This window comes from Klebsiella sp. BIGb0132 (assembly GCF_024810075.1).
Classification (GTDB): Bacteria; Pseudomonadota; Gammaproteobacteria; order Enterobacterales; family Enterobacteriaceae; genus Klebsiella; species Klebsiella terrigena.
Window position 1 is genome coordinate 315,709 of sequence record NZ_JANUDW010000001.1, and the last position, 24,457, is coordinate 340,165.

Genomic DNA, 24,457 nt, shown 5'->3' on the forward strand with positions numbered 1-24,457 from the left:
TTCATTCGCGATAAATATGTTTGCATTCGAATTCACCTGCACACAATACATCATCGGGAGTTAACAATCATGGCTAAATGGCTGAAACAGGGCGCAGAGGCGGAAGCCGTCAAAATCGCCGACCGTCAGGTCCGGGAAACGGTAGAAGGTATCCTGGCCGATATCGCTGAACGAGGAGATGCCGCGGTGCGCGAGCTTTCCATCCGCTTTGATAACCTCGATCGCGCCAGCTATCGTCTGAGCGTCGAGGAGATAGCCACCTGCTATGAGCAGCTTTCAGAGCGTGACATCGCCGATATCGCCTTCGCCCAGGAGCAGGTGCGCAATTTTGCCCGCCATCAGCGCGATAGCATGCGGGACATCGAGGTGGAGACCCTGCCCGGGGTCATCCTTGGCCACAAAAACATCCCGGTCAACGCCGCCGGCTGCTACGTTCCCGGCGGCAAGTACCCTCTTTTAGCCTCCGCGCATATGTCGGTGATCACGGCCAAAGTCGCCGGCGTGCCGCGCATTATCACCTGCGCGCCGCCCTTCAACGGCAAGCCGGCTCCGGCCATCGTGGTGGCGCAGCATATGGCAGGCGCCGACGAAATCTACTGCCTGGGCGGCATTCAGGCAGTCGCGGCGATGGCTATCGGCACGGAGTCGATCGCGCCGGTTGATATGCTGGTTGGCCCGGGCAACGCCTTTGTCGCCGAAGCCAAGCGCCAGCTCTTCGGACGCGTTGGCATCGACCTGTTTGCCGGTCCTACCGAAACGTTGGTGATTGCCGATGACAGCGTCGACGGCGAGCTTTGCGCCACCGACCTGCTCGGCCAGGCCGAACACGGGCCTGACTCGCCGGCCATCCTGCTGACCACCTCGGAAGCGCTGGCGAAAGAGACCCTTGGCGAAATCGAGCGTCTGCTGACTGTCCTGCCCACCGCGCACATTGCCCGCCAGGCGTGGGACAAGTTTGGCGAAGTGATCGTCGCCGAAAGCGACGAGGAGATGCGGGATATTGCCGATGGCCTGGCCTTCGAGCACGTCCAGGTCATGACCCGTAATCCTGACTGGTTCCTGCAGAATCTGCGTAACTTCGGCGCGCTGTTCCTCGGGCCCCGCACCAACGTCGCCTACGGCGATAAGGTGATCGGCACCAACCATACGCTGCCCACCCGTCAGGCAGCACGCTATACCGGCGGCCTGTGGGTCGGCAAATTCCTGAAGACCTGCTCCTATCAAAAGGTCTTGACCGATGAAGCGTCGGCCCACGTCGGCGAATACTGCTCTCGCCTCTGCGCGCTCGAAGGCTTCGCCGGCCACGGCGAGCAGGCCAATATTCGCGTCCGTCGCTACGGCCACAGAGACGTCCCTTACGCCGGAATTGTTGAATAAGGACCTGCATATGACCTTGCCAAAAACACCCAGCTTTCGCCTGGACGGCAAGCGCGCCCTGGTCACCGGAGGATCGCGCGGCATCGGCTTTGCCGCCGGGCTGGCGCTGGCCGAGGCCGGCGCCGAAGTATGGATTGCCGCGCGCGACCGCGCGCAGCTTGAGGCGGCCGTGGACGCCGCCGGCGAGGCCGGGCTCACGCTCAGCCCGCTGGTGGTTGATATCACCCAATCCGCAGAGGTAGAGCGGGCCATCGAGCGTCTCCCGGCGCTTGATATCCTGGTCAACAGCGCGGGCCTGGCCAGGCATCAGCCGTTTACCGACGTCAGCCGGGAGAATTATGACGCCGTCATGGACATCAACGTTCGCGCCACCTTCTTCGTGTCGCAGCAGGTGGTGCGGCGGATGATCGATGCCGGTATTCAGGGCTCGATCGTGCATATTTCATCCCAGATGGGCCACGTCGGCGGACCGATGCGCAGCGTCTACTGCGCGTCAAAGTTTGCCCTCGAGGGCATGACGCGGGCGATGGCCATCGAGCTTGGGCCCAGCGGGATCCGCGTCAACACCCTCTGCCCGACGTTTATTGCCACCGAACTCTCGCGGACCTCGCTTGCCGACCCGACATTCCATCAGCAGGTGCTGAGCAACATCAAACTCGGGCGTTTAGGGCAGCTGGAAGATGTGATGGGGCCGGTGGTATTTCTCGCATCACCGGCGGCAGCGCTGATCACCGGCACCGCGCTATTAGTCGATGGCGGCTGGACCGCATCCTGAATCTGGAGGTTATTATGTCCCTGCAATTAATGCGTCGTGATGTCCTGCTGTTCTTTATTATCAGCCTGCTCTTTTTTGTCAGCATTCACGCCTTCGACCCGTTCCTGGCACCCTACATCACCTCGCTCAACGTCGAGGCCAGGACCATGGGCATTATCATCGGCGCCACCGGACTCGCCTCCATGCTGCTCCGTTTCCCCACCGGCATCCTCTCTGACCGCTTCCATAACCGCAAGCGCATTATTCAGATTGGCCTCCTCTTCACCATTCTCTCCTGGCCGGTGGTCTTCCTGCATCCCACCCCGGAGACCCTCTTCATCGCCAAGCTCGCCGACGGCGTGACCAGCGCCACCTGGGTGATTTACAACGTCATGTTCGTCGCCTTCTTCCCCCCGCTTGAGGCCGCCGCCGCCGTCGCACTCCTCAGCGTGACCTCTCCCGTCGGTACCTTTATCGGCATCTCCCTCGCCGGCTTTATGGCCCGCCATTTTGGCCCCGAGTCGAGCTTCCTCGTCGCCTCCGCCGCCGCCACCCTCGCGCTGGTGCTGACCTTCTTTATTCGTGAACGTCGTCCGCTGCAGGCCCGCGAGGACGCCGCCCAGTCCGCCGTGCGCAGCCAGCTTACCGATAAATCCGTCTGGTATCTCGGCGCCCTCTGCGCCGCGGTAATGATGGTCCCCTTCGCCACCCGCGACACCCTCACGCCCCTGCTGGCCGAAGGCTTCGGCATGGCCGCCGGCTCCCTCGCCACCCTGAGCAGCATTCACCTCTTTTTCTATGCTCTCTCCACCGCCCTCTGCGCCCCGCTGTTCTATCGGCGCCTCGGCCTCGCCAGAACCGCGGTTATCGGCGGCATCCTGCAGGGCGTGGTGGCCATCGCCATGCCTTACGCCCCCAACATCATGGTGCTCTTCGCCCTGCAGGCCCTCGCCGGCACCGCATTCGGCATGATCTTTACCGTGCTTAACTCCCTGATTGTCACCCATACTCCGGTGTGGCAGCAGTCCACCCGCGTGGGCCTCTATCAGAGCATCTACTCCGCCGGCATCTTCTTTGGCCCGGTGCTGGTGGGCTACATTAAATACTACTTTGCCATGAAGCAGGGGTTCCTCGTGGTCGGCATCATCTCCATTATCTCCATCGTCCTGATCCGCCACGTTATCCGCATGGTTGAGGCCCGTCGCGAACCCCAGCCTGCAGGCGTGCCGGCGGTATGATGCGGCCAATCAACAACGCCAGCGTACCGCTCATCCTGCTCGGCGGTACGCTTTGCGATGAGCGGCTGTGGCAGCCGGTGCTGGAACAGTTCGACGTCAGCGACGCGCGGCGTTTTACCCTGCAGGCGGATGATTCGGCCACGGCCGCAGCGGAGCGCCTGCTGGCGCAATTACCGCCGCGCTTCTGCCTGGCCGGATTCTCGCTGGGGGCGATCGTCGCGCTGGAGATGCAGGCCATCGCGCCGGAGAGGATTGCCGGGCTGGCGCTGATTTCGGTAAACCCACTGGCCGACAAAGCGGAAAACGCGGCGGGCCGGCGGCAGGCCGTCGAGCACGCCAGGGCCGTCGGCTTCGCGGCGTTTATTACCCAGCAGCTGTGGCCGCGCTACGTCGCCCGCCGGCGGCAGAACGAGACGCCGCTGCGCCAGCAGATTATCGCCATGGCCGACGCCTGCGGCCATGACGTCTTTTGCCGACAAACGGAAATCGCCATCGGTCGCCGCGACCGCCGCGCCGACCTGAGCCGGCTCGCGGTACCGATCCTGCTCCTCAGCGGCGAGGAGGATCCTATTTGTACGGCGCAACATCACCGGGCGGCGCTGCTGGCGGCGCCTTCTGCCCGCTGGCAGGAATTGCCCTGCGTAGGCCACTTTGTGCCGCTTGAGGCGGCGCGGGAGACGGCAGCTGCGCTTCATTCATGGATAAACGAGGTTCTTGTATGCGATTCAATCCGCTAAAACAGCGCCAGCAGCCGATCGTCAACGGCTGGCTGGCCCTCCCCTGTAGCTACAGCGCCGAGATTGTCGGCCATCAAGGCTATGACTGCGTCACCGTTGATATGCAGCACGGCATGATTGACTTCGCTTCGGCGCTGAGCATGCTGCAGGCGCTCTCCTCCACTCCCGCCACGCCTATCGCGCGGGTGTCGCATAACGACGGCGCGCTGATCATGCAGCTGCTTGACGCCGGCGCTTACGGCATCATTTGCCCGATGGTTTCCAGCGCTGAAGAAGCGCGCCGCTTCGTGGCCGCCTGCCGCTATCCGCCGCTGGGCAACCGCTCGTTTGGTCCCGCGCGTGCGCTGCTCTACGGTGGCAAGGATTATCCCCAGCACGCCAATGAGCAGATCCTGACGCTGGCCATGATTGAAACCCGCGACGGCTTAAAAAACCTCGAGGCCATTCTGGACGTCGAGGGCCTCGACGGCATCTTCATCGGCCCTAACGACCTCTCCCTGACTCTGACCGGCACCGCCAGCGCGGAGTCTCAGCACCCGGAGATGCTGGCGGCGATCGATCGCGTGCTGACCCATACCAAAGCGGCCAATAAAATCGCCGGAATATTCTGCACCTCGGGCCCTGCGGCAGCGGCGCGTATCGCCCAGGGCTTTACGATGGTGACCCCCGCCAACGACGTTATGCAGCTCTCTCAGGCCGGACGTGATGCGGTCGCGCAGTCCCGCGGCGAAGTTCCCCCCGCCCGTTCGGGTTCAGGTTATTAATGGAGACCTTATGAAAAATACCGTGTTAACACATGAAGAAGCGCGTCAGCGCCTGGTCACCCCGGCGGATATGGTGTCCTGCAGCGTGGCCTTTATCGACTGTAAGCTGCCCGGTTCCCACCTCAAGCAGAACTACTCGTTTATCGGCCCCGGCGTGACCCAGTCGAGCGAGCAGGTAATCAATATTCCGCTGCCGCACGGCTTTAATATCGGCGCCGCCGCCATGCCGAAGGGGGTCACCAATAACCTGCACCTTCACTTCACCGCCGAGGTATTCCTTATCCATGAAGGAAGCTGGCGTTTTCGCTGGGGAGCAAACGGTGAAAATGAAGCGACCTTCAGCGCCCCGGCGATTTTGTCGATCCCGACGTGGATCTTCCGTGGCTTTACCAACGCCTCTCCTACGGACACCAACGGCTGGGTATTCACCGTCCTCGGCGGGGACAACACCGGCGGCATTATCTGGCACCCTTCGGTGATGCAGGCGGCTAAGGAGTACGGCCTGTACCTCAGCCGTGACAATATGCTGATTGATACCGAAAAGGGAGACGCCGTTCCCGATGAGTCGGCGCTGATGCCTGAGATTTCCCAGGCCGACATCGATGCGTTGACGCACTATACCCCGCAGCAGATGGCCGAGTTTGCGGTGACGGGCGAGCAGCGCGAGTGGTCGACGCAGGGGTTACTCGACGCGGCCATCCCTGGCCACGGCGCCGAAATCGCCCCGGTGATTGGCTTTGGTATAAGCCAGGACCGCAGCAGCCGGGCGAAAATCATCCGCCCGCATGGGTTCTCCGTGGAGTGGCTGAAGCTGCCGGCAGGCGGCAAAATGGGCCGCCACCGCTGCGAGCAGGTGCAGGTCATTATGGTGTTTAAAGGCACCCTGGAGGTCACCTTTAACCAGCGGGGCGAAGAGGTGGTGATAACCGCGCCCGAACGCTCGGTTATCTCTATCCCGGAAAACTGCTGGCGCCAGTACCGCGCGCTGGACGGCGTCTGCGAAGTCACCTTAACCACCCGCGGCGACGAACGTAAAACCCTCTACTGGGACGAAGAGATCGTTGCCGCCGCCGAGCAGCAGGGCTGGGCTGTGGATCCCGACGGCTATCTCGCCGCCGCCGAACTCCTTCCGCTGACGGCGCGCAGGGTTTATCCCCGCGTGCAGCGCGCCTACCAGAATCGTCTCGGGGAGTAGCGCGCCCGCGATGTTTGCGCCGCTGGCCGCTAACCGCGGGCTGAAAACGGCGCCAAAATCCCTCTTCCCGCAAGGCCATCTGAGCAATCAGATGGCTTTTTATTTGTTCGCTCATCTCATTGTGTGGTTTTGGTGTTGTTTTTTCTTTTTATGTGTTGTTTTTGATGTTGCTTTATGGTGACATTAGGCATCATTCCAGCACAGGCAAAATTTCTATGGAGCAGAAGACTCACGATTTTGATGTCGTCATTATTGGCGGCGGCGTTATTGGCTGCGCGGTCTTTCGCCGCTTCACCCTGATGGGCGCGCGTACGCTACTACTCGAGAAAGGCGGCGATATTCTTTCGGGCGCCAGCAAGGCAAACAGCGCCATTCTGCATACCGGCTTCGATGCGCCTCCGGATAGCCTGGAGCTGGCCTGCATGCAGGCGGGATATAGCGAATACAAAGCCATTCACCAGAAAATGAATCTTCCGCTGCAGGAAACCGGGGCTATTGTCGTCGCCTGGAATCAGGAGCAGCTGGAGGCGCTACCGGGAATTGTCGCTCAGGCGCACCAGAACGGGGTGCAGGACGTCGCGCAAATTTCACCGGCAGAGGTCTACCGGCGCGAGCCGCAGTTGGCCACCGGCGCGCTGGGCGGGGTTCTGGTCCCGGGCGAAGGTATTATTGACCCCTGGAGCAGCCCGCTGGCCTATCTGACGCAGGGGGTTAAACACGGTGGGCAGTACCGCTTTAACTGCGAAGTGACCGGCGCCGAATTTCATCACGGCCGGTGGTCAATCCAGACTTCCGCGGGAGTTTATCGGGCCGCACTGACGGTCAACTGTGCGGGAAACCATGGCGATCGTATCGATGCTTTATGGCGTACCCCGGAATTTGAGATCAGGCCGCGTAAAGGCCAGTTCCTGGTATTCGATAAACCGGCCTCGGCGCAAATCAACGCGATTATTCTGCCGGTTCCCACCGCGCGCAGCAAAGGCGTGCTGCTGTCAAAAACCATTTTCGGCAATCTACTTTTAGGCCCGACGGCCGAAGAGCAGACCGATCGCGATTGCGCCGAAGTCAACGAGGCGGTATTGCAGTCTTTGATTGCTCAGGGTGAGCGCATTTTACCCTCCTTAGCCGACTACACGGTGACCGCCACCTACGCTGGTTTGCGCCCTGCGACCGAGTCAAAAGAGTACCGAATTTACTCTTACCCTGAGAAACAGTGGATAACAGTCGGCGGTATTCGCTCTACCGGTCTTACCGCCGCGCTCGGTATCGCCGGTTACCTGGAAGCGCTCTATCACCAGGACTTTGCGACCCTGTTCGAGCACGCGCCGCCCGAGCGCCTGGAGTGGCCGCAGATGCCGATGCTCTCGGACTATGAGCCGCGCGACTATACCTGCCCGGGTAACGGCGGCGTGGTATGCCATTGCGAATGGGTCACGCGGCGGGAGCTGGAGGCGGCGTTTGATTCCGCCGTTCCCCCGGGCTGCATCGGAGGGCTGCGGCGGCGAACCCGCGTCATGATGGGGCGCTGCAACGGATTTTTCTGTAGCAACCACGTTGCCGAAATTGTCGGCGATCGCTTTAGCAATACGTTGATCACGGGACAGATAAAATGAGCAAGCTGTACGATGTCATCATCATTGGCGCCGGACCGGCGGGACTGGGCGTTGCGCGCGCCCTGCAGGAAGCCGGCGTGAAGGACGTTCTGCTGATCGAACGTGAAAATCAGCCGGGGGGCGTTCCCAAACACTGCCGCCATCCCACCTTTGGCCTGCTGACCTTTTGGCGGCCGATGAAGGGGCACACCTGGGCGGAAAAGCTCCTGAGCTACGTCCACTACCCTATCCGCACGGCAACTACCGTCACCGCGCTGCTGCCGAACGGGCAGATCGAAGTCTCGTCGGATAGCGGCATGGAAACGCTACGGGCGCGGAAAATCGTGCTGGCCACCGGCGTCAGGGAGACCCCTCGCCACCCGCGGCTGGTGAGCGGCGTTCGGCCGCAGGGCGTGCTGACCGCCGGGGCGCTGCAGCAGTTTGTCTATCTGCGCGGGCTGAAGCCGGGAAACCGCCCGGTCATCGTCGGAACGGAGTTAGTCAGCTTTTCCGCCATCTGGACCCTCAGAAGCGCGGGAATTCGGGCGGTGGCGATGATTGAAGAGGGCCCGCGCCCTACGGCCTGGCGCTGCTGCCTGCTCTTTGCCAAACTCTTGCAGGTGCCGGTCTACTTCAACAGCCACGTATCCAGAATCACCGGCAGCGAACGCGTTGAGGCGGTCGAAACGATCGGCAACGGAGTAGAGAAAGTCATACCCTGCGATAGCGTGATTTTTACCGGCCGGTTCACCGGGGAGTATACCCTGATACGTAAAAGCCATCTGGCGGCAGACTTTGGCACCGGGCGTCCGCTATTTGACCAACACGGCGCCTGCTCCGACCCACAGTATTATGCCGTAGGTAACATGACCCACCCGGCCGATATGGGCGACCAGTGCTATCAGGAAGGGCTGCGTATCGGTCAAACCCTGTCACGGGTGCTGCGGTCTGAGGTTGCCGACGCCACCTTTATTTCGCTCCAGCATGACGACAGCATCCGCATCTCAGCGCCCAGCATCGTTCGTATCGATAGGATCGATGCCAGAACCACGGTGAATATCCGCGTACAGCGTCCTATCGTTGGCGATGTCGTGGTACGCGACGGCGATAAAGAGCTCTACCGCCGCCGCCGTCGCTGCATGCCAGAACGCCGGATCCTGCTCAAAGATATTGATATCAGCGGCGTCACGGCGCAAAGCGTCCTGCATATCGCTATCGAAACGCGCTAACGCCCTTACGATCCTGCTCCGCCGCCTGCCGCCACTCGTGCCGGCAGGCATTCGCCCCTGTCGACACGCCCCGTCATCTTTTGCAACGACTCTGCCGCCCTCTTCTCCAGGGAAATTCCGCCTGCCGCCCAACGAGGGTTCAAAGGGAACAAACGCTCTCGCTTCGTCAACCGCAGAGATGACAAAGGGGAAGACGACGCTTCCCCTTTACCCGGTTACCGATAATAAGCGCAGCGGGTGATAGCCGCCGCGCCGCAGGCTATTTTAGCTGGCAATAAACTCGTCCTCGACCTCTGACCATAGGCTTACCCTCTGCCCCCGCTGTTCAAAAAACTCGATCTCCCGCTGAATACCGAGGCTTTTATCCCAGCCCGGCAGGTCAACAATAATCAGCTCATCCACGACGCCCATAAAAAATGCATCCACCGGCGCCCAGCGTTTACCAATATCCTGCTTCGCAGTGTGTCGCATGACCTGATTGATGGGGTGCGATAGCGTCACCTGACTAAAAACAAGATTGCCGGACTCAATAATCGCCGCCGCGACCTGATTACATGAATTAAAGCGCTGGTTGACGACCGCTTCGTCGACGTGGCTATAGGGACAGGCCAGAAAAACCTTTCTCATTACGGGTACTCTCCATATTTACAGGGGGGAATATAGGATGGCATCAGGCGATTAATTTTTTACCTGCGGCGGACGCCGACGCTTGCGCCTCCAGCTTTTCTGCCGCGGGCACCGAAATAACCATCGCGATAGCAATGGCTAAGATTCCGGCAATAAACTTACCGGCCATAATTGGAATAACCAGCGAGGGCTGGAAGTTGGCGGTGAACGCCAGGTGGTCACCCAGGGTGGCCTGGGCGCAGATACCAAACGCGATACACAGCACTTTGTCTCTGGCGCGCATATTACGAAATAAATGGTACACCGCGATGATATTCGCCAGCACCATCACCAGTCCCAGCGCGCCGGTCTCGGTCAGGGAAAGCTTTTTGCCGATATAGCGCATAAATCCCTGGCAATATTTTTGGAAAAGGAAGCAGATCGGGAAGGTCCCTGCCAGCATAATGCCAATATATCCCGCTATTTCGATAGCGCGGTACAGGCTTTTCTCATCGGCAAACAGCGGGTCGAAAATCCAGCCGCCAAAAAGCCGGGTAAATACGCCGGTAAAATGTTCAATAATGCTCAGCGCGAGGACGATTTTAATAAAAGCGTCCATGAGTTTACCAAATATCAGAAAAGCGCTGACCATAATCAATGGCCGATACTTCAGGCCGACAGCAAGGATAAAACAAAAGGCGAACAGCGGCGCCAGCAGCTTTAGCGCGGAGAACAGGTCGATGCTTAGCATGTAATTGGCGGGAGAGGTTGTGGAGATCATCTCCCGGACCGGCACGTGATATAGCGTGATGGCCAGCAGCGAAACCAGCACGCCAAAAGGAATGCTGACAAGCCCGGCCATAGCCCCTAGCGCAAGGTATTTATGGTCAGCTTTGTTAAGCATAATCAGCCCCACGGGAATGAGATAGACGATGCTCGCGCCGGAGGTATAGCCGACGAGCATAGCGGTTATCCACATATCGCGATTCGCGGATAGCGCGTCAGCCAGCTGATAGCCCCCCATATCGACCGCAATCACCGACAGCGCCGCCACGGCCGCATTGGAGCCCATTGCCTGAAACAGCGGCCCGACGGTTTGCAAAATCGCATGGGTTAACAGAGGAAGCGCGGCCATAATACCCGCCTGCGCCAGAAAAACCGGGCCGATGGAGTGAATACCGTTAACAAATTCACGCCCGAGGCCGCTTTCAGGACGGATAATCGAGGCTAAAGCCCCTAACAGCGTACCCGCCATAATAATGTAAACGATCGCGTTGCCAATTTCTGACATAAACAAATCTCTTATTCAGGGCGTAAATTGCGGGCGCGGGAGATAATGTCCTGATAGCGTAAGAACAGATCCGCGAGGTTATTTTCCGAGGGTGTAATCACTTCCCGTTGATGGTTAATCTTTAATTCACGATCGACCCCTAAACCCTTACGAGCGAGCATTGCAATACCCTGGGCCGTCATCTCTTTATTGCTGGGGGTAACAATATTCTTTTGTAGCAGGTTAGCGAGGAACTGCTTGAAATAGTGATTGGCGGCCAGCCCGCCATCAACAGAAATGAATTCACCGACGGTCCCGACCTTTGCCATAGCGGTAATGACTTCGGCCGAACGTACCGCGATCCCTTCCAGAATAGATTGCAGCATATCCTTGCGCTCCGTTTCCAGCGACAGGCCGGCCCACAGCCCTGCGGCAGAGCGGTCCCAGTACGGGCAACCTAATCCGGACAGGGCAGGTACAAAGGCCAGACCCCGCGCAATCGCCGACTGGGTGGGGAAATCGCTGAACTCTTCGATATCGGTAAACAGGCCGATTTTGCGCGCCCAGTTAATCGCAGAGGCGGCATTGTACACGCCGCCGTCCAGCCCGTAGACCGGCGCCTCTCCAGGCATTTTCCAGCACAGGGTGGGCAAAAGGCCGGAGTCCTGCGGATCGGGTATCGTATGACCTGCGATAGACTGCAGGAAGGCCCCGGTGCCGAAGGTAATTTTCATCTGCCCTGCCGACAGGCAGCCGTGCCCGTAGGTCCCGGCAAACTGATCTACGATACAGGCCGTGAGCGGCACCGCGTTGCCGTCCAGCATGACGTCGCCAAAATGACCGACGTTATCCTGTACCGCCGGTAGCGCATTGACCGGCACGCCAAACAGGCGGCACAGCTCTTCATCCCACGCCAGCGTGTGGATATTAAACAGCGAAGTGCGTGAGGCCGAGTTATAGTCCGTTGCGTGCACGCCGCAAAGGTGGAACAGGAAAAAGGAGTCCATCGTGCCGAGACGCAGGCGCCCCTGCTTTGCCAGCGTATCTGCGCCCGGCACGTTGCGCATGATCCAGCCTAATTTCGTGGCCGAGAAATAGGTATCAAGCGGCAGGCCGGTTCGGGCCTTAACCATCTCTTCGACGCCATCCAGCTTCAGCGCGCGAACCACGTTTTCAGTCCGCTGATCCTGCCAGATAATAGCGTTATAGAGCGGCAGCCCGCTGCGTGCATCCCAGGCAACGACGCTCTCCCCCTGATGAGCCAGGCCGATGGCGTCAACGGCATTACAGCTTCCCAGACAATTGCGGATGTTGCGCAGGATCTCCAGCGGATCGTGCTCAACCCAACCCGGGTTAGGCGTAATCTGCTTGTGGGGAACGCTCGCTGGCGAGTGGTGCTTTCCATCTTCTGAAAAGACCACCACCCGTGTTCCCGTCGTTCCCTGATCGATAGCGGCATAGCGTTGATTCAACATAATCGGCTCACTTGCAGGTGTGATTTAACTGTTGTTTATATGTGTGTTTAATGTGAGATTTACACATAATCCACAAATACACAACACGAAAAGGCATCGTTCGCCAGGGATTTGTGACTGAGATCTCGTTTTAATTTGCTCTCGGCTGGACGGGTGTTACATAAAATGATGTAGGCGTTTATGCTGGTAATGTATAATTGCGCGTCGGGAAAATATACAGGGCTTTTATGATGCCCTTTTGCATCAAAATAAAACGATCAGGGAAAATCAATGAATACTGAAATCGTCAGTTCGGCAGACAGAAGAACCATCATTCTGGAGAAACTTAAAAATAATGGTCAGGTTTCTGTGAATGAGCTTGCTGATATATTTCAGGTCTCTCAGGAAACCATTCGCCGCGATTTGAATAAGCTTGAAGAGCAGCGCCTGATTAAAAAAATCCACGGCGGAGCCGTTAGCAGCCAGTTTGGCTTCGAAATGGAGTTTAATGAGCGGGCGAAGATTGCGGCGAGTGAAAAAAAGGCCATTGCGCGCAGCGCGGTAAAGCTGTTTAAGCCCGGAGATTCGCTGTTTATCGACTTTGGTACCACCACTCTGGAGTTTACCCGCCAGTTGGCTGAAATAAATGATCTAACCGTTATCACTAATTCACCGCTGATTGCTAACGTGCTGCATGAAAATGATTCGATAAAAACGATCCTGATTGGCGGCGAGTTTATCAGTTCAAAATTTGAGTGCGTCGGCGCCATTGCCCTCGATAATATTAAGCGCTTCTTTGTGGATTATGCGGTCATCGGCGCCGGCGCGGTACATACCGCCGTCGGGGTAATGGACCAGGATATTAACGAAGCGACCATTGCCCGCCAGATGATTGAAAACAGCAGCCGTACGGTGGTTCTCGCCGATGGCCACAAGCTGCAAAATCACGCAACCACCCTCGTTTGCGAGTGGGACAAAATCCATTACCTGTTTACCACTAATGACGGCTCTCAGGCGAAGAAAAGCAAATTCCCGGACAATGTTCAGGTCACATTCGCCAAAGCGGAGCGGGAGTAATCCCGCGGTCATCGCGTTTGAGCGCGCTGGCCGCGGTACCCCTTACCACGGCCATTAACGTTAAGCGCTTTTTTCCACCGAGATTGGCAGGCTACAGCGCGGCGTCCGCTGCTGCACCAGCCTGGCCGCCAGCGCAATAAGCAGCGCGGCAGCGGACGAAAGAGCGGCGATCAGCATATAGCCGGCCTGCATCGTGAAGTATTTCAACATAATCCCCATCAGCACCGGCCCCCAGAACATACCGGTGGAATAGATAGTCTGGAACAGGCCCATCCTTGCGGTTTGTTCTTCAGAGGTGGTGTTTACCACGCTGAGCGACATCATGACGGCGAAGGCCATGCCGAACGAAAAGCCCGCCAGCGCCTGAAAGGCCGAAATCACCATGTAGTTTTGCGTCAACGGAATACCCAGGGCGGCAATCGCCTGGAGCAGCGATCCAATGACGGCGGTTTTCACCAGCCCCAGCCGCGGATAAAAGACGGCGCTGCACAGCGCGACGGCGAGCGCATAAAACAGCAGATGCAGGTTGCTTAGCACCGCGATCAGCATGCCCGTATTTCCCAGTCTCAGCATATAGATAGGCGTCAGGGTATCGCGGGTGGCAAAGGGCACGAGGAGCACGATGGCGCACAGGATCCCGACAAACCAGATAGTGCGGTCCGTCAGCTGCCCCCACGCGCTTTTAAAACAGTCGTTGAGCCGCGATTTTACCGGAGTTTCAACATGTTCCTGTAAGAATAAGGAGATAAATAACGCGGCTAACGCCGCCGCGCTAGGGATCAAGAAGCCCAGGTTCGGCGGGAAATTCTGCACAATAATGCCGCACAGCGTGTTACCCAGGAAGACGCCAACCGGACTTGCGAGGGCCAGTAACGCCACGGCGGTTGGCGCTTCGTTCTTACTGAAGTAGCGGATGAACATGATGTTGTAGAGTACCCACGTTGCCGACGCGATGCCTGAAGAGGTTTTGGCAATGTACAGCGTGATATCGTTGGTATGAAAATAGGCCACAGGCCACATCACCATCGGTAGCAGGAGGCTGATCTGGATAAATATTTTCCGGTTATGCAGCGTTCCGGATATAACGCTTAACGGAAAACGCAGTAATACCGTAGCCAGCCCGGTCGCGCCCATAATCAGCCCGACAATCTCAGGGGGAATATCGTGTTGAACCATATATGACGCGAGAAACGCGTCATAGCCATTAATACAAATAAAAAACAGCAGGCTCATAATAAAAAAGAGGAAAATTTCCCGCCGGGTGAATAATTGTTTAAACATATTCGCATCCTGGTTTGTTATTACAGTCATAAGAACGAATTTATTACACGTCACGCTGCATTCGCGCCGCAGGTAGATGATAAATATTTAATTGATATTACTCATACCGCTCGCCTTTGTTTTTTCTCGCTCATCCCTACCCGTTATTAGCCGCGCTCGACTCCGTGCGAGCAGGAGGTCCGTCACCGCTGCGGGCCGACCTTCTGCTTTCAGTGTACACAGAAAAACAACACAATAACAACCCACAAAAGCGCACATAACAACATAAAAACAACACACAAGTCACATCTCAGCGCTAAAGTCAGCCCCTCACGCGGTTAGAGATTGCGGTTGGTTGAACGGATTTAGCCTTTTAGTGTGAGCACGATCACTAAAACAATTTAGCCTGTGACATTTATGTTGCTTTTAGTTGTTTTTAACGTAAAAGATTTTACATAAACAACACTAAGACAACAACAAGTCAGCGTGGGGTTATAGGCCGGTCAGCCAGCGTGATTAATTAATTCATTGAAATAACACATTAAATAAAGCTAAACCGCATACAGAGGGCATGATGAACAAACCACAGATCGTCAATGATATTAGCGACAATAAAACTGCGGCAGAAGTAAAAGCCGAGAATAGCAATGAAAATCAGAAAGATAAGAAAACGGTGCCGGTTTCATTAAACCGCCTGCCGCGTCAGCTCGACGAACAGCACATGCCGGCAGATTTTACTATCTCATGGGACAGCTATAAGCGAGGCGGGACGGACAAATTCCTCGCCCAGACCCCGTCTCACCTGCACCGTCATCCGATGCGCGGTTTTGACAAAGAGTACGTCAACATCATTGATTACATCATCCGCATCACCCACCGCATCTGGGAAGAGGGAGATATCGGCTATATCTACGATACCTACAGTCATGACTGTAACGTGTGGGATGATGTGGGACTGCACGTCGGTCGCGATCGCGTCGTGGCCGGCACGGCGCGCACGCTGAACGCTTATCCTGATATCCGCATTCTGGGGGACGAGGTGATTTGGGCCGGCGATGAGAACGTGGGGTTCCACTCCTCCCACCGTAGCTACATCATGGGAACCAATACCGGCTTCAGCGAGTTTGGCGCACCGACGAACAGGCCCGTCCGCTTCATGTGTATTGCGAACTGCGTGATGTTGGAAAACGAGATCTTCTATGAACACGTGCTGCATAACACGGCGAGCCTGATCCAGCAACTCGGTCTTAACGTATTTGACGTTGCCCGCGACATGATGACCAGTCACGGCGAAAACCCGCTGGCGCGCGATTTCGTTTCAAGCGAGCCTTTCCGCGTGCCGGGCCAGGGCAAGCCGGCCCTGCTGCCTTTACCCCAGGGGAATAAGCTGGACGTGCGCGCCTTTATCAATGCGTTCTATCAGAACGTGTGGAATCGCAGAATGCTGCGCTCCCTGACGGATTTCTGTTCACCCAACATCGCCTACCAGGGACCGACGGAGCGCGTGTATCAAGGCCTTGGCAACTACAAATCGTGGATCCTCTCCCTGCTCGCGATGTTCCCGGACCTGACGTTCTCCGTAGACGATGTTTACTGGATGGGTAACGATCAAAGCGGATATCTGGTTTCCGTTCGCTGGAGCGCGCAGGGTACCCACCTGGGTCACGGTATTTACGGTAAGCCAACCGGTAAAGAGGTCCATCTGGTCGGGATCAGCCAGTACCGCATTCAGGACAATATCATTCAGCAAGAGTGGTCCATCTTTAACGAGTTTGGCGTGATCACTCAGCTCGTTTCCTGATCTTTGCCTTAAATAAGGGGCGCTCAGCCCCTTATTCATATCGACGCTAAGCCGCAGCGCTCTGTACCACCCGATCGTGAAGGTGTTTTTTCAATGCTGCGCTATCGGGTTTCTACGATGTAACTCTTCCCGCACTCTGAATCTGGAGGCTACTATGTCCCTGCCATTATTGCGTCGTGATGTCCTGCTGTTCTTTATTATCAGCCTGCTCTTTTTTGTCAGCATTCACGCCTTCGACCCGTTCCTGGCACCCTACATCACCTCGCTCAACGTCGAGGCCAGGACCATGGGCATCATCATCGGCGCCACCGGACTCGCCTCCATGCTGCTCCGTTTCCCCACCGGCATCCTTTCTGACCGCTTCCATAACCGCAAGCGCATTATTCAGATTGGCCTCCTCTTCACCATTCTCTCCTGGCCGGTGGTCTTCCTGCACCCCACTCCGGAGACCCTCTTCATCGCCAAGCTCGCCGACGGCGTAACCAGCGCCACCTGGGTGATTTACAACGTCATGTTCGTCGCCTTCTTCCCCCCGCTTGAGGCCGCCGCCGCCGTCGCACTCCTCAGCGTGACCTCTCCCGTCGGCACCTTTATCGGCATCTCCCTCGCCGGCTTTATGGCCCGCCATTTTGGCCCCGAGTCGAGCTTCCTCGTCGCCTCCGCCGCCGCCACCCTCGCGCTGGCGCTGACCTTCTTTATTCGGGAACGTCGTCCGCTGCAGGCCCGCGAGGACGCCGCCCAGTCCGCCGTGCGCAGCCAGCTTACCGATAAATCCGTCTGGTATCTTGGCGCCCTCTGCGCCGCGGTAATGATGGTCCCCTTCGCCACCCGCGACACCCTCACGCCCCTGCTGGCCGAAGGCTTCGGCATGGCCGCCGGCTCCCTCGCCACCCTGAGCAGCATTCACCTCTTTTTCTATGCTCTCTCCACCGCCCTCTGCGCCCCGCTGTTCTATCGGCGCCTCGGCCTCGCCAGAACCGCGGTTATCGGCGGCATTCTGCAGGGCGTGGTGGCCATTGCCATGCCTTACGCCCCCAACATCATGGTGCTTTTCGCCCTGCAGGCCCTCGCCGGCACCGCATTCGGCATGATCTTTACCGTGCTTAACTCCCTGATTGTCACCCATACCCCGGTGTGGCAGCAGTCCACCCGCGTGGGCCTCTATCAGAGCATCTACTCCGCCGGCATCTTCTTTGGCCCGGTGCTGGTGGGCTACATTAAATACTACTTTGCCATGAAGCAGGGGTTCCTCGTGGTCGGCATCATCTCCATTATCTCCATCGTCCTGATCCGCCACGTTATCCGCATGGTTGAGGCCCGTCGCGAACCGGCGCCGGCCGTCGGCTGAGGCCGACAAACTATATTCTGCGAGGGTCCAGGGACGGGTGCATGGCTATTCCGCTGACGTTGCTCATCCCGCTGATAATGGCCTCGGTGAGCATCCGCGCCTTCAGCGGGATAAAGCGTCGGGTAGGATAGAGCGCATACAGCGTGAGCGGTTGCCAGCGATACTCCGGCAGCACCTGGACCAGCGTTCCCTGTGCCAGCTGTCTGGCCACCAGCGGCTGCTGTATACCGCCAATCCCGGCCCCCGCCTCCAGCGCGGCAATGAGCGAGAAGCTATTGTTGGCGCGGAAGACAGGATTCAGGCGGACGCTCTCTTTGCCGTCCGCGCCTTGCAGGGTTAGTTCGTCCCCGGCGGCGAGGCCGCTGTAGCGAAGCGTCCGGTGCTGTGCCAGCTCTGACAGCCGCGCCGGCGTCCCCGCCTGCTGCAGATAGTGCGGCGCGGCGACCAGCACGCGCTGAACGTTAGCCAGCCGTCTGACGACCTGGCTAAGCCCTGCGGGCTCTCCCAGACGGATGGCCAGATCGACGCCCTCGCTCACCACATCGGCAAGCCGGTCCTCCAGCGTCAGCTCGACGCTGAGCTGCGGATTCCGCTGCTGAAAGGCGACAACGATCGGCGTCAGAAGATGCTGGCCAATCCCCGTTGGCGCCTGCACGCGCAGAGTTCCGCTAAGTTTCTGCTGCTGCTCAAGCAGCGTCTCTTCCGTTTCGCTCAGCGCATCGAGGATCGGGCGGATCTGCTGGTAGTAGCGCTCGCCCGGCTCGGTCAGGGTCACCGAGCGGGTGGTGCGCAACAGTAACGCCACCCCGAGGCTCTGCTCGAGAGCCATCACCTGCTGGCTGACCGCCGGCTGGGTCAGCCCGAGGCTGCGGGCCGCGGCCGAGAGATTGCCGGTTTCAGCCACCCGGATAAAAACTTCCATCGCTTTGAGCTTGTTCATCGCCTTCACTTCAAAGATTTTGTTATTAATCTTATTACAAACGCCCCTCTTCTGCCTTCATCGCTAATGAATCATGCTCAGGTTTCACTTTCGACTCGCAAAGAGGTGCTTAGCATGAAGACTCAACAACATCAGCGTTTGGCCGTGGTTGCCGGCGCCAACGGCGTCGCCGGAAACAAGCTTATCGATGAGCTGGAGCGCTCCGGCTGGCAGGTCATCGGGCTGTCGCGGCGGGGAGGCGCCTCGCGTCCCGGCGTTCGCTACCTGGCGGTGGACCTGCACGATCGCCAGGCGACGATGGCGGCGCTGGCGGATTTGCCGGTCAGCCATCTGTTTTATGCCGCCTATCAGCATGCCGATAGCTGGGCCGGACTGGTGGAGCCGAACCTCAGGATGCTGGATAACGTGCTCAGCGCCGCCGAGCAGTCGCCCCGGCTTGTGCACGTCAGCCTGATGCAGGGCTATAAGGTCTATGGCGCGCATCTTGGCCCGTTTAAGACCCCGGCGCGCGAAAGCGATGCGGGGCATATGCCCCCGGAGTTCAACGTGGCGCAGCAGATGCTGTTGGAAGCGCGTCAGCCGGGAACAAACTGGCACTGGACGGCGTTACGCCCGTCGGTCGTGGGCGGGCTATCCACCGGTAATCCGATGAACCTTGCCCTGTCGCTGGCGGTGTATGCGGCTATCTGCAAGGAGCTCAATATTCCCCTGCGCTTCCCCGGCCGACCGGGCGCCTGGCACAGCTTGATTGAGATGACCGATTCCGGCCTGCTGGCCAGGGCGACGCTGTGGGCGGCCACCAGCGAGGCGGCTGAGAACCAGGCGTTCAACGTCAATAATGGCGATCTGTTCCGCTGGCAGGAGATGTGGCCGCGTATTGCCGCCTGGTTCGATCTGCCGGTCGCCCCGCCTCTGCCGATGTCGCTGCAGGAGGTGATGGCGGATAAAGCGGCCATCTGGCAAAAAATGGCGGCCAAATATCAGCTCAGGGAGAGCAATATCGGCGCCATTACGGGCTGGGAATTCGTCGATTTCGTTTTCAGCTGGGACTACGACATGTTCGCCGATGGCAGCAAAATACGCCGCGCCGGCTTCCATGATTACTGTGAAACCGAGCAGATGTTCTTTCAGCTGTTTACCCAGTTCCGCCAGCTGAAGCTCATTCCCTGAGCGATGCCTGCGCGGGTTAACCCGCGCTGAATGAGCCTGGCCGCGGCTCATTCGCCGTTAGCCGGCCGCCGCCTATTCGCATAGCTGAAATTTATCATCCAGACTTAAAGCAAAGACGTAGTCTGCGCAGGGATTGTGTTTTACACTGCGCGCTGCAAAAACTCAGTAGATAAACGATTAAGTAGGCGGTAATGGCGATGAACGGAACAATCACAACCTGGTTTAAAGATAAAGGCTTTGGATTTATCAAAGATGAAAACGGCGATAACCGTTATTTTCATGTGATTAAGGTCGCCAATCCGGAGCTGATTAAGAAAGATGCGGCGGTGACTTTTGAGCCCACGACCAATAACAAGGGCCTGTCAGCCTATGCGGTGAAGGTGGCCCCGGAAAGCAAATATATCTATATCGCCGGCGAGCGCATTAAGCTCACGTCGATCAAGTCTTACCTGGTCTACAGCGAAGAAGTGCCTGCCGATATCCGCATTGATAAAGAAAATGCGGTGCTCTCCGTGGGGGCGCTGATGGGCAGCATTCGGCCGAAGGCAGCCGCCGAGCCGGGTGAAATGCGCGCGCTGAAAAAGCTGGCGATCACCACCTTCCAGGGAACAACGCTCATCTTCTCGGAAGACGAGATAGACGTCGATGCCACGGTGAAAATGCTCAAGGTCTGAGAACCTGCGAACGGGCCCGCTGCCAAAGCCCCGCCTGCGCATGGCGCAGCGTCCGGGACCAGGGCCGCGTTTTGCAAAAGCTATCCGCACCGCAGAGTGAATGAAAAGTCCGACAGGACTTTTCATCTGAACGCGGCGGTACAGGCAGATTTACCACATCAAATCATCAGGCACTTTGAAGTCGGCGTACGGATCGTCTTCATCCTGCTCTTCCTGACTCAGCGCGCTGTTTAAGACAATGCTGTTGGCATCGCGCTGGGCAATTTTATCGGCGACGACGGCGGGGATAATCGCGTATTCGTTCTCGCCGCTGCCCTCAGCAATCAGGCGTGCGATGGCGAGACGGCCGCTAATCAGCTGAGCGTGGGTTGGCTTATCGACCACGATTTTTTTAATTAAGTTGTTATCGGTAAAGTTAAAATCGATATTGCCTCTGGCGACGCTGATTCGGTTCATTTCAATCAGCTGCTTGACCTGCGCTTTATACTCTTTCGATAAGGTGGCCTGCTTTTGCTGTTCGCTCAGCTGCTTATCACGCTCAAGCTGGGTCTTTTTGTTTTCTTCCACCGCCTCTCTGGCCTCACGCGCCTGAACCCGTGATTTTTTAGCCGTTCTTTGGACTTTAGCCATTTTCTTGCTGGTCACCAGACCCGCTTTTAGCATCTGCTCTTGTAAGGTAAGTTTTGTCATTTCCGCTTCTGAACCCGTTGAATAATGCGTGGGATTATACCCGTAATTTTAGCCGATATACCAGGCCACCTGCCCCGTTTGCGAGGGGTTTCCCAAACGGCGCGCCCGAGCAAAAGCGCTCATCCGCGTTAAGCCGCTTAAGAACCTACGGGCAGCGATAAGCGGTACGCCAGCGATCGGCGATGGTCGGACGAAGAAACCGACGCCCGCTGTTAGCGCTTTTTCATTCAGGGACAGCGGCCTGGCGCAGGGCTTGCGTCATTGACCCTCATTATATATTTTAATCCCTGGCCCGTGCTGCCCGCCGCTCGCTTCCGGAAGAAAAAGGTGAAAGCACGTCATTGACCCACGTTGCTTAGCTCACATCTTGTGACGATCGGGGTTTGGTAATGCGAGCGCCAAAACGCCCTGACGACAGGAGAAATGATGTTTTCGATCGAGCAGGCAAAGCTTATGGCAACCAAACTGCGCAACACCCTTGAGTCGCGCAACGTCACCCTCCCCCACTCTTCCGCGCTTGAAATTGTGGCGCAGCAGCTGGGCTATAAGGACTGGAATACGGCAGCGGCAAGGTTAGATCCGCCGGCGGCGCCCGCTGCGGTCTCATTTGAAAAAAGCATTCCTATTTTACGCATGTTTGACGAGCGCAAAGCGCGCGAATTCTACGTCGATTTCCTCGCCTTCAGCGTTGAATTCGAGCATCGTTTCGCGCCAGACCTCCCCCTTTATCTCGGGATCGGCCGAAACGGCCTGCAGATTCATCTCTCTGAACATCACGGCGACGCCAGCCCGGGAGCGACAATTTTCATACCGATGCGCAACATTGAATTATTCAGGGATGAGTTAAGACACAAGAATTACGGCTACGGGCGGCCGGAAATCGTGCACCAGGCGTGGGGAAAAACCCTCGAGGTTCACGATCCCTTTGGTAACAGGCTGCGCTTCTGCGAAAGCTAATCCCCGCCAACGCCTCCGCGTAGCGCCCTTCCCCCGTCGGTTGACGGGGGACATCCTCCACTCCAGGGCCGTGCGCGGCGCCGACGCATTCAGTCCGATCCCGGATCATGAAGATAGCTCATGTTGTAATGAAATTAACTCGCTTTCGCTCATCTAACGCCTCTGGCATAAATACACAATATTAACTTATTGACAACATGAACAGCGGCGGACGAGAACACCAGCCGCTGCTGGAAAATCACCACGCAAGTTCAGTTTTCATGTCAGAACCAGGGATACCAGATCGCGATGAATAAAGACTTTACGTTTACGGTTAAGAGCACTCTTTTCGATGAAAACTATAACCCTTCTGAAAATACGCGTATTACTACCAACTTCGCGAATTTAGCCCGTGGCAAAGAGCGTCAGCAGAATTTGCGCAACACCCTGGTGATGATTGACAATCGTTTTAATACGCTGGCGCATTGGGATAACCCTAAAGGCGATCGCTATGCCGTCGAACTTGAAATTATTTCTGTTGAAATGAAGCTCGAAGCCAACGGCGAAACCTTCCCGGCGATCGAAATTTTAAAACCCTATATTATTGATAAAAAGACCCAGCAGCGCCTTGACGGTATTGCGGGGAATAATTTCTCGTCCTACGTGAGAGATTATGACTTTAGCGTCGTGCTGTTAGAGCACAATAAGAACCAGCCGCAGTTTAGCATCCCGGACAACTTCGGCGTCCTGCACGGCAATATATTTAAAAACTTTGTTAGCTCCCGCGAATATAAAGAGAGCTTTAAAAAGCCGCCGGTCATCTGTTTAAGTATTTCAAGTAAGGATACCTATCAGCGGACCGGCAACCGGCATCCGGTATTAGGTATCGAATACCAGCAAAACGGATCGTCTTTGACCGAAGAGTATTTCGGCAAAATGGGCTTAGCGGTTCGCTATTTCATGCCTAAAAATAGCGCGGCGCCTTTGGCCTTTTATTTCACCGGAGATCTGCTGAGCGATTACACCGACCTTGAGCTGATCGCCACCATCAGCACCATGGAGACATTCCAGAAAATTTACCGCCCGGAGATTTACAATGCCAACTCCGCGGCAGGGCAATACTATCAGCCCAACCTGAATCACCAGGATCATTCATTGACCAAAATCGTTTATGACCGGGAAGAGCGTAGCCGGCTGGCTATCGAGCAGGGAAAATTTACCGAAGAGCATTTCATCAAACCATACCACAATATTCTTGCGCAATGGTCTGCTAGCTGCCCTCTTTGATTAATAGAAAATAAAGGTCATCCATTATGAAAACGTTATTACCGACTTCAACCGCCGGCAGCTTACCGAAACCTTCCTGGCTTGCGCAGCCTGAGACCCTGTGGTCGCCGTGGAAATTGCACAACGAGGAGCTCGTCGAGGGGAAACAGGATGCGCTGCGCCTCTCCCTGGAAGATCAGCTTCGTGCGGGGATCGATATCGTCAGCGACGGTGAACAAACCCGTCAGCACTTTGTCACCACGTTTATTGAGCACCTCAGCGGCGTTGATTTTGAGAAACGCGAGGTGGTTAAAATACGTAACCGCTACGACGCCAGCGTTCCGACGGTCGTTGGCGCCGTGGCGCGTCAAAAGCCCGTTTTCGTCGAAGATGCGCGCTTTTTGCGCCAGCTCACCAGCCAGCCGATTAAATGGGCCCTGCCGGGGCCGATGACGATGATCGATACGCTTTACGATAACCACTATAAAAGCCGCGAAAAACTCGCCTGGGAATTCGCAAAAATTCTCAATCAGGAAGCAAAAGAGCTGGAAGCGGCCGGCGTCGATATTATTCAGTTCGATGAGCCCGCCTTTAACGTCTTTTTTGACGAGGTGAATGACTGGGGGATCGCCGCTCTAGAGCGCGCCGTCGAAGGGCTGAAATGTGAAACTGCGGTACATATCTGCTATGGATACGGCATCAAGGCCAACACCGACTGGAAAAAGACCCTCGGCTCAGAGTGGCGGCAATACGAAGAAGCGTTCCCCAAACTACAAACCTCTAATATTGATATCATCTCGCTGGAGTGCCACAACTCGCGCGTGCCGATGGATCTGCTCGAACTGATCCGCGGTAAAAAAGTGATGGTCGGGGCCATCGACGTGGCCACCAATACCATCGAGACGGCAGATGAAGTCGCTGCTACCCTGCGAAAAGCGCTGCAGTTTGTCGATGCCGACAAGCTCTACCCTTCGACCAACTGCGGCATGGCTCCCCTCTCTCGCCGGGTAGCTACGGGGAAACTCAACGCCCTAAGCGCGGGCGCGGAGATTATTCGCCGCGAGCTCGCCAACGGGTAG

22 protein-coding genes are annotated in these 24,457 nt (G+C 57.1%); 16 read left to right on the forward strand and 6 right to left on the reverse strand.

Going from position 1 to position 24,457, the window contains the following annotated elements:
• Positions 1-69 precede the first annotated feature (69 nt).
• The 8 genes from hisD to M2416_RS01465 all read left to right on the forward strand — a co-directional run bounded on the left by hisD (position 70) and on the right by M2416_RS01465 (position 8,886).
• Positions 70-1,377, forward strand: a complete 1,308-nt coding sequence (gene hisD, locus M2416_RS01430) for a histidinol dehydrogenase (protein ID WP_259221731.1) — start codon at positions 70-72, stop codon at positions 1,375-1,377.
• 10 nt (positions 1,378-1,387) lie between these two features.
• Positions 1,388-2,152: an SDR family NAD(P)-dependent oxidoreductase gene (locus M2416_RS01435; protein ID WP_259221733.1), complete on the forward strand. Its 765-nt coding sequence runs from the start codon at positions 1,388-1,390 to the stop codon at positions 2,150-2,152.
• Positions 2,153-2,166: 14 nt separating this feature from the next.
• Complete coding sequence (locus tag M2416_RS01440; RefSeq protein ID WP_259221736.1) at positions 2,167-3,369, forward strand: MFS transporter; 1,203 nt, start codon at positions 2,167-2,169, stop codon at positions 3,367-3,369.
• Complete coding sequence (locus tag M2416_RS01445; RefSeq protein WP_259221737.1) at positions 3,366-4,106, forward strand: alpha/beta fold hydrolase; 741 nt, start codon at positions 3,366-3,368, stop codon at positions 4,104-4,106. The genes M2416_RS01440 and M2416_RS01445 overlap by 4 nt, the downstream gene beginning before the upstream one ends.
• Entirely contained in the window at positions 4,088-4,870 is a 783-nt protein-coding gene (locus tag M2416_RS01450) for an HpcH/HpaI aldolase family protein (RefSeq protein WP_076945259.1), read from the forward strand. The genes M2416_RS01445 and M2416_RS01450 overlap by 19 nt, the downstream gene beginning before the upstream one ends.
• A 10-nt stretch (positions 4,871-4,880) precedes the next feature.
• The gene (locus M2416_RS01455; RefSeq protein WP_076945258.1) at positions 4,881-6,065 is read left to right on the forward strand and encodes a cupin domain-containing protein; all 1,185 of its coding nucleotides are present in this window, start codon (positions 4,881-4,883) and stop codon (positions 6,063-6,065) included.
• Between the two features lie 215 nt (positions 6,066-6,280).
• A complete protein-coding gene (locus tag M2416_RS01460) occupies positions 6,281-7,678 on the forward strand; it encodes an NAD(P)/FAD-dependent oxidoreductase (protein WP_259221738.1) in 1,398 nt (465 codons plus the stop codon).
• Positions 7,675-8,886 carry an NAD(P)/FAD-dependent oxidoreductase gene (locus M2416_RS01465; protein ID WP_259221739.1) on the forward strand — a complete coding sequence of 404 codons (1,212 nt, stop codon included), beginning with the start codon at positions 7,675-7,677 and terminating at the stop codon, positions 8,884-8,886. The genes M2416_RS01460 and M2416_RS01465 overlap by 4 nt, the downstream gene beginning before the upstream one ends.
• 264 nt (positions 8,887-9,150) lie before the next feature.
• Here the strand turns inward: M2416_RS01465 and M2416_RS01470 are convergent, their stop codons facing one another.
• From M2416_RS01470 to M2416_RS01480, 3 genes are read right to left on the reverse strand one after another with little or no spacing between them, the layout of a single operon-like run.
• Positions 9,151-9,513 carry a DUF1937 family protein gene (locus M2416_RS01470; protein WP_076945255.1) on the reverse strand — a complete coding sequence of 121 codons (363 nt, stop codon included), beginning with the start codon at positions 9,511-9,513 and terminating at the stop codon, positions 9,151-9,153.
• A gap of 43 nt (positions 9,514-9,556) precedes the next feature.
• Positions 9,557-10,783, reverse strand: coding sequence for an ethanolamine utilization protein EutH (gene eutH, locus M2416_RS01475; RefSeq protein ID WP_259221741.1), 1,227 nt, complete (start codon positions 10,781-10,783; stop codon positions 9,557-9,559).
• Between the two features lie 11 nt (positions 10,784-10,794).
• A complete protein-coding gene (locus M2416_RS01480; RefSeq protein WP_076945253.1) occupies positions 10,795-12,237 on the reverse strand; it encodes an FGGY-family carbohydrate kinase in 1,443 nt (480 codons plus the stop codon).
• Between the two features lie 270 nt (positions 12,238-12,507).
• Here M2416_RS01480 and M2416_RS01485 point away from each other — a divergent pair, with 270 nt between their 5' ends.
• A complete protein-coding gene (locus M2416_RS01485; protein WP_076945252.1) occupies positions 12,508-13,293 on the forward strand; it encodes a DeoR/GlpR family DNA-binding transcription regulator in 786 nt (261 codons plus the stop codon).
• Positions 13,294-13,353: 60 nt separating this feature from the next.
• On the opposite strand, the gene M2416_RS01490 is transcribed toward M2416_RS01485, so the two are convergent.
• On the reverse strand, positions 13,354-14,604 hold the full coding sequence (locus M2416_RS01490) for an MFS transporter (protein ID WP_374761778.1): 1,251 nt from the start codon (positions 14,602-14,604) through the stop codon (positions 13,354-13,356).
• A 523-nt stretch (positions 14,605-15,127) separates the two neighbouring features.
• Between M2416_RS01490 and M2416_RS01495 the strand changes: the two genes are divergently transcribed.
• Complete coding sequence (locus tag M2416_RS01495) at positions 15,128-16,354, forward strand: ester cyclase (protein WP_175636941.1); 1,227 nt, start codon at positions 15,128-15,130, stop codon at positions 16,352-16,354.
• 154 nt (positions 16,355-16,508) lie between these two features.
• The gene (locus M2416_RS01500; protein ID WP_259221745.1) at positions 16,509-17,702 is read left to right on the forward strand and encodes an MFS transporter; all 1,194 of its coding nucleotides are present in this window, start codon (positions 16,509-16,511) and stop codon (positions 17,700-17,702) included.
• Positions 17,703-17,712: 10 nt separating this feature from the next.
• Here M2416_RS01500 and M2416_RS01505 read toward each other — a convergent pair whose 3' ends face one another.
• Positions 17,713-18,642, reverse strand: a complete 930-nt coding sequence (locus M2416_RS01505) for a LysR family transcriptional regulator (protein ID WP_259221746.1) — start codon at positions 18,640-18,642, stop codon at positions 17,713-17,715.
• Positions 18,643-18,756: 114 nt separating this feature from the next.
• Here M2416_RS01505 and M2416_RS01510 point away from each other — a divergent pair, with 114 nt between their 5' ends.
• Positions 18,757-19,812, forward strand: a complete 1,056-nt coding sequence (locus M2416_RS01510; protein WP_259221747.1) for an SDR family oxidoreductase — start codon at positions 18,757-18,759, stop codon at positions 19,810-19,812.
• A gap of 191 nt (positions 19,813-20,003) precedes the next feature.
• Positions 20,004-20,486: a cold-shock protein gene (locus tag M2416_RS01515; RefSeq protein ID WP_041145029.1), complete on the forward strand. Its 483-nt coding sequence runs from the start codon at positions 20,004-20,006 to the stop codon at positions 20,484-20,486.
• A 150-nt stretch (positions 20,487-20,636) separates the two neighbouring features.
• Here M2416_RS01515 and M2416_RS01520 read toward each other — a convergent pair whose 3' ends face one another.
• A complete protein-coding gene (locus tag M2416_RS01520) occupies positions 20,637-21,176 on the reverse strand; it encodes a DUF2058 domain-containing protein (protein WP_041145028.1) in 540 nt (179 codons plus the stop codon).
• A gap of 426 nt (positions 21,177-21,602) precedes the next feature.
• Here M2416_RS01520 and M2416_RS01525 point away from each other — a divergent pair, with 426 nt between their 5' ends.
• The 3 genes from M2416_RS01525 to M2416_RS01535 all read left to right on the forward strand — a co-directional run bounded on the left by M2416_RS01525 (position 21,603) and on the right by M2416_RS01535 (position 24,457).
• Entirely contained in the window at positions 21,603-22,133 is a 531-nt protein-coding gene (locus M2416_RS01525; RefSeq protein WP_259222856.1) for a VOC family protein, read from the forward strand.
• A gap of 288 nt (positions 22,134-22,421) precedes the next feature.
• Positions 22,422-23,399 carry a DUF1852 domain-containing protein gene (locus M2416_RS01530; protein WP_259221749.1) on the forward strand — a complete coding sequence of 326 codons (978 nt, stop codon included), beginning with the start codon at positions 22,422-22,424 and terminating at the stop codon, positions 23,397-23,399.
• Positions 23,400-23,425: 26 nt separating this feature from the next.
• Complete coding sequence (locus M2416_RS01535) at positions 23,426-24,457, forward strand: methionine synthase (RefSeq protein WP_076945245.1); 1,032 nt, start codon at positions 23,426-23,428, stop codon at positions 24,455-24,457.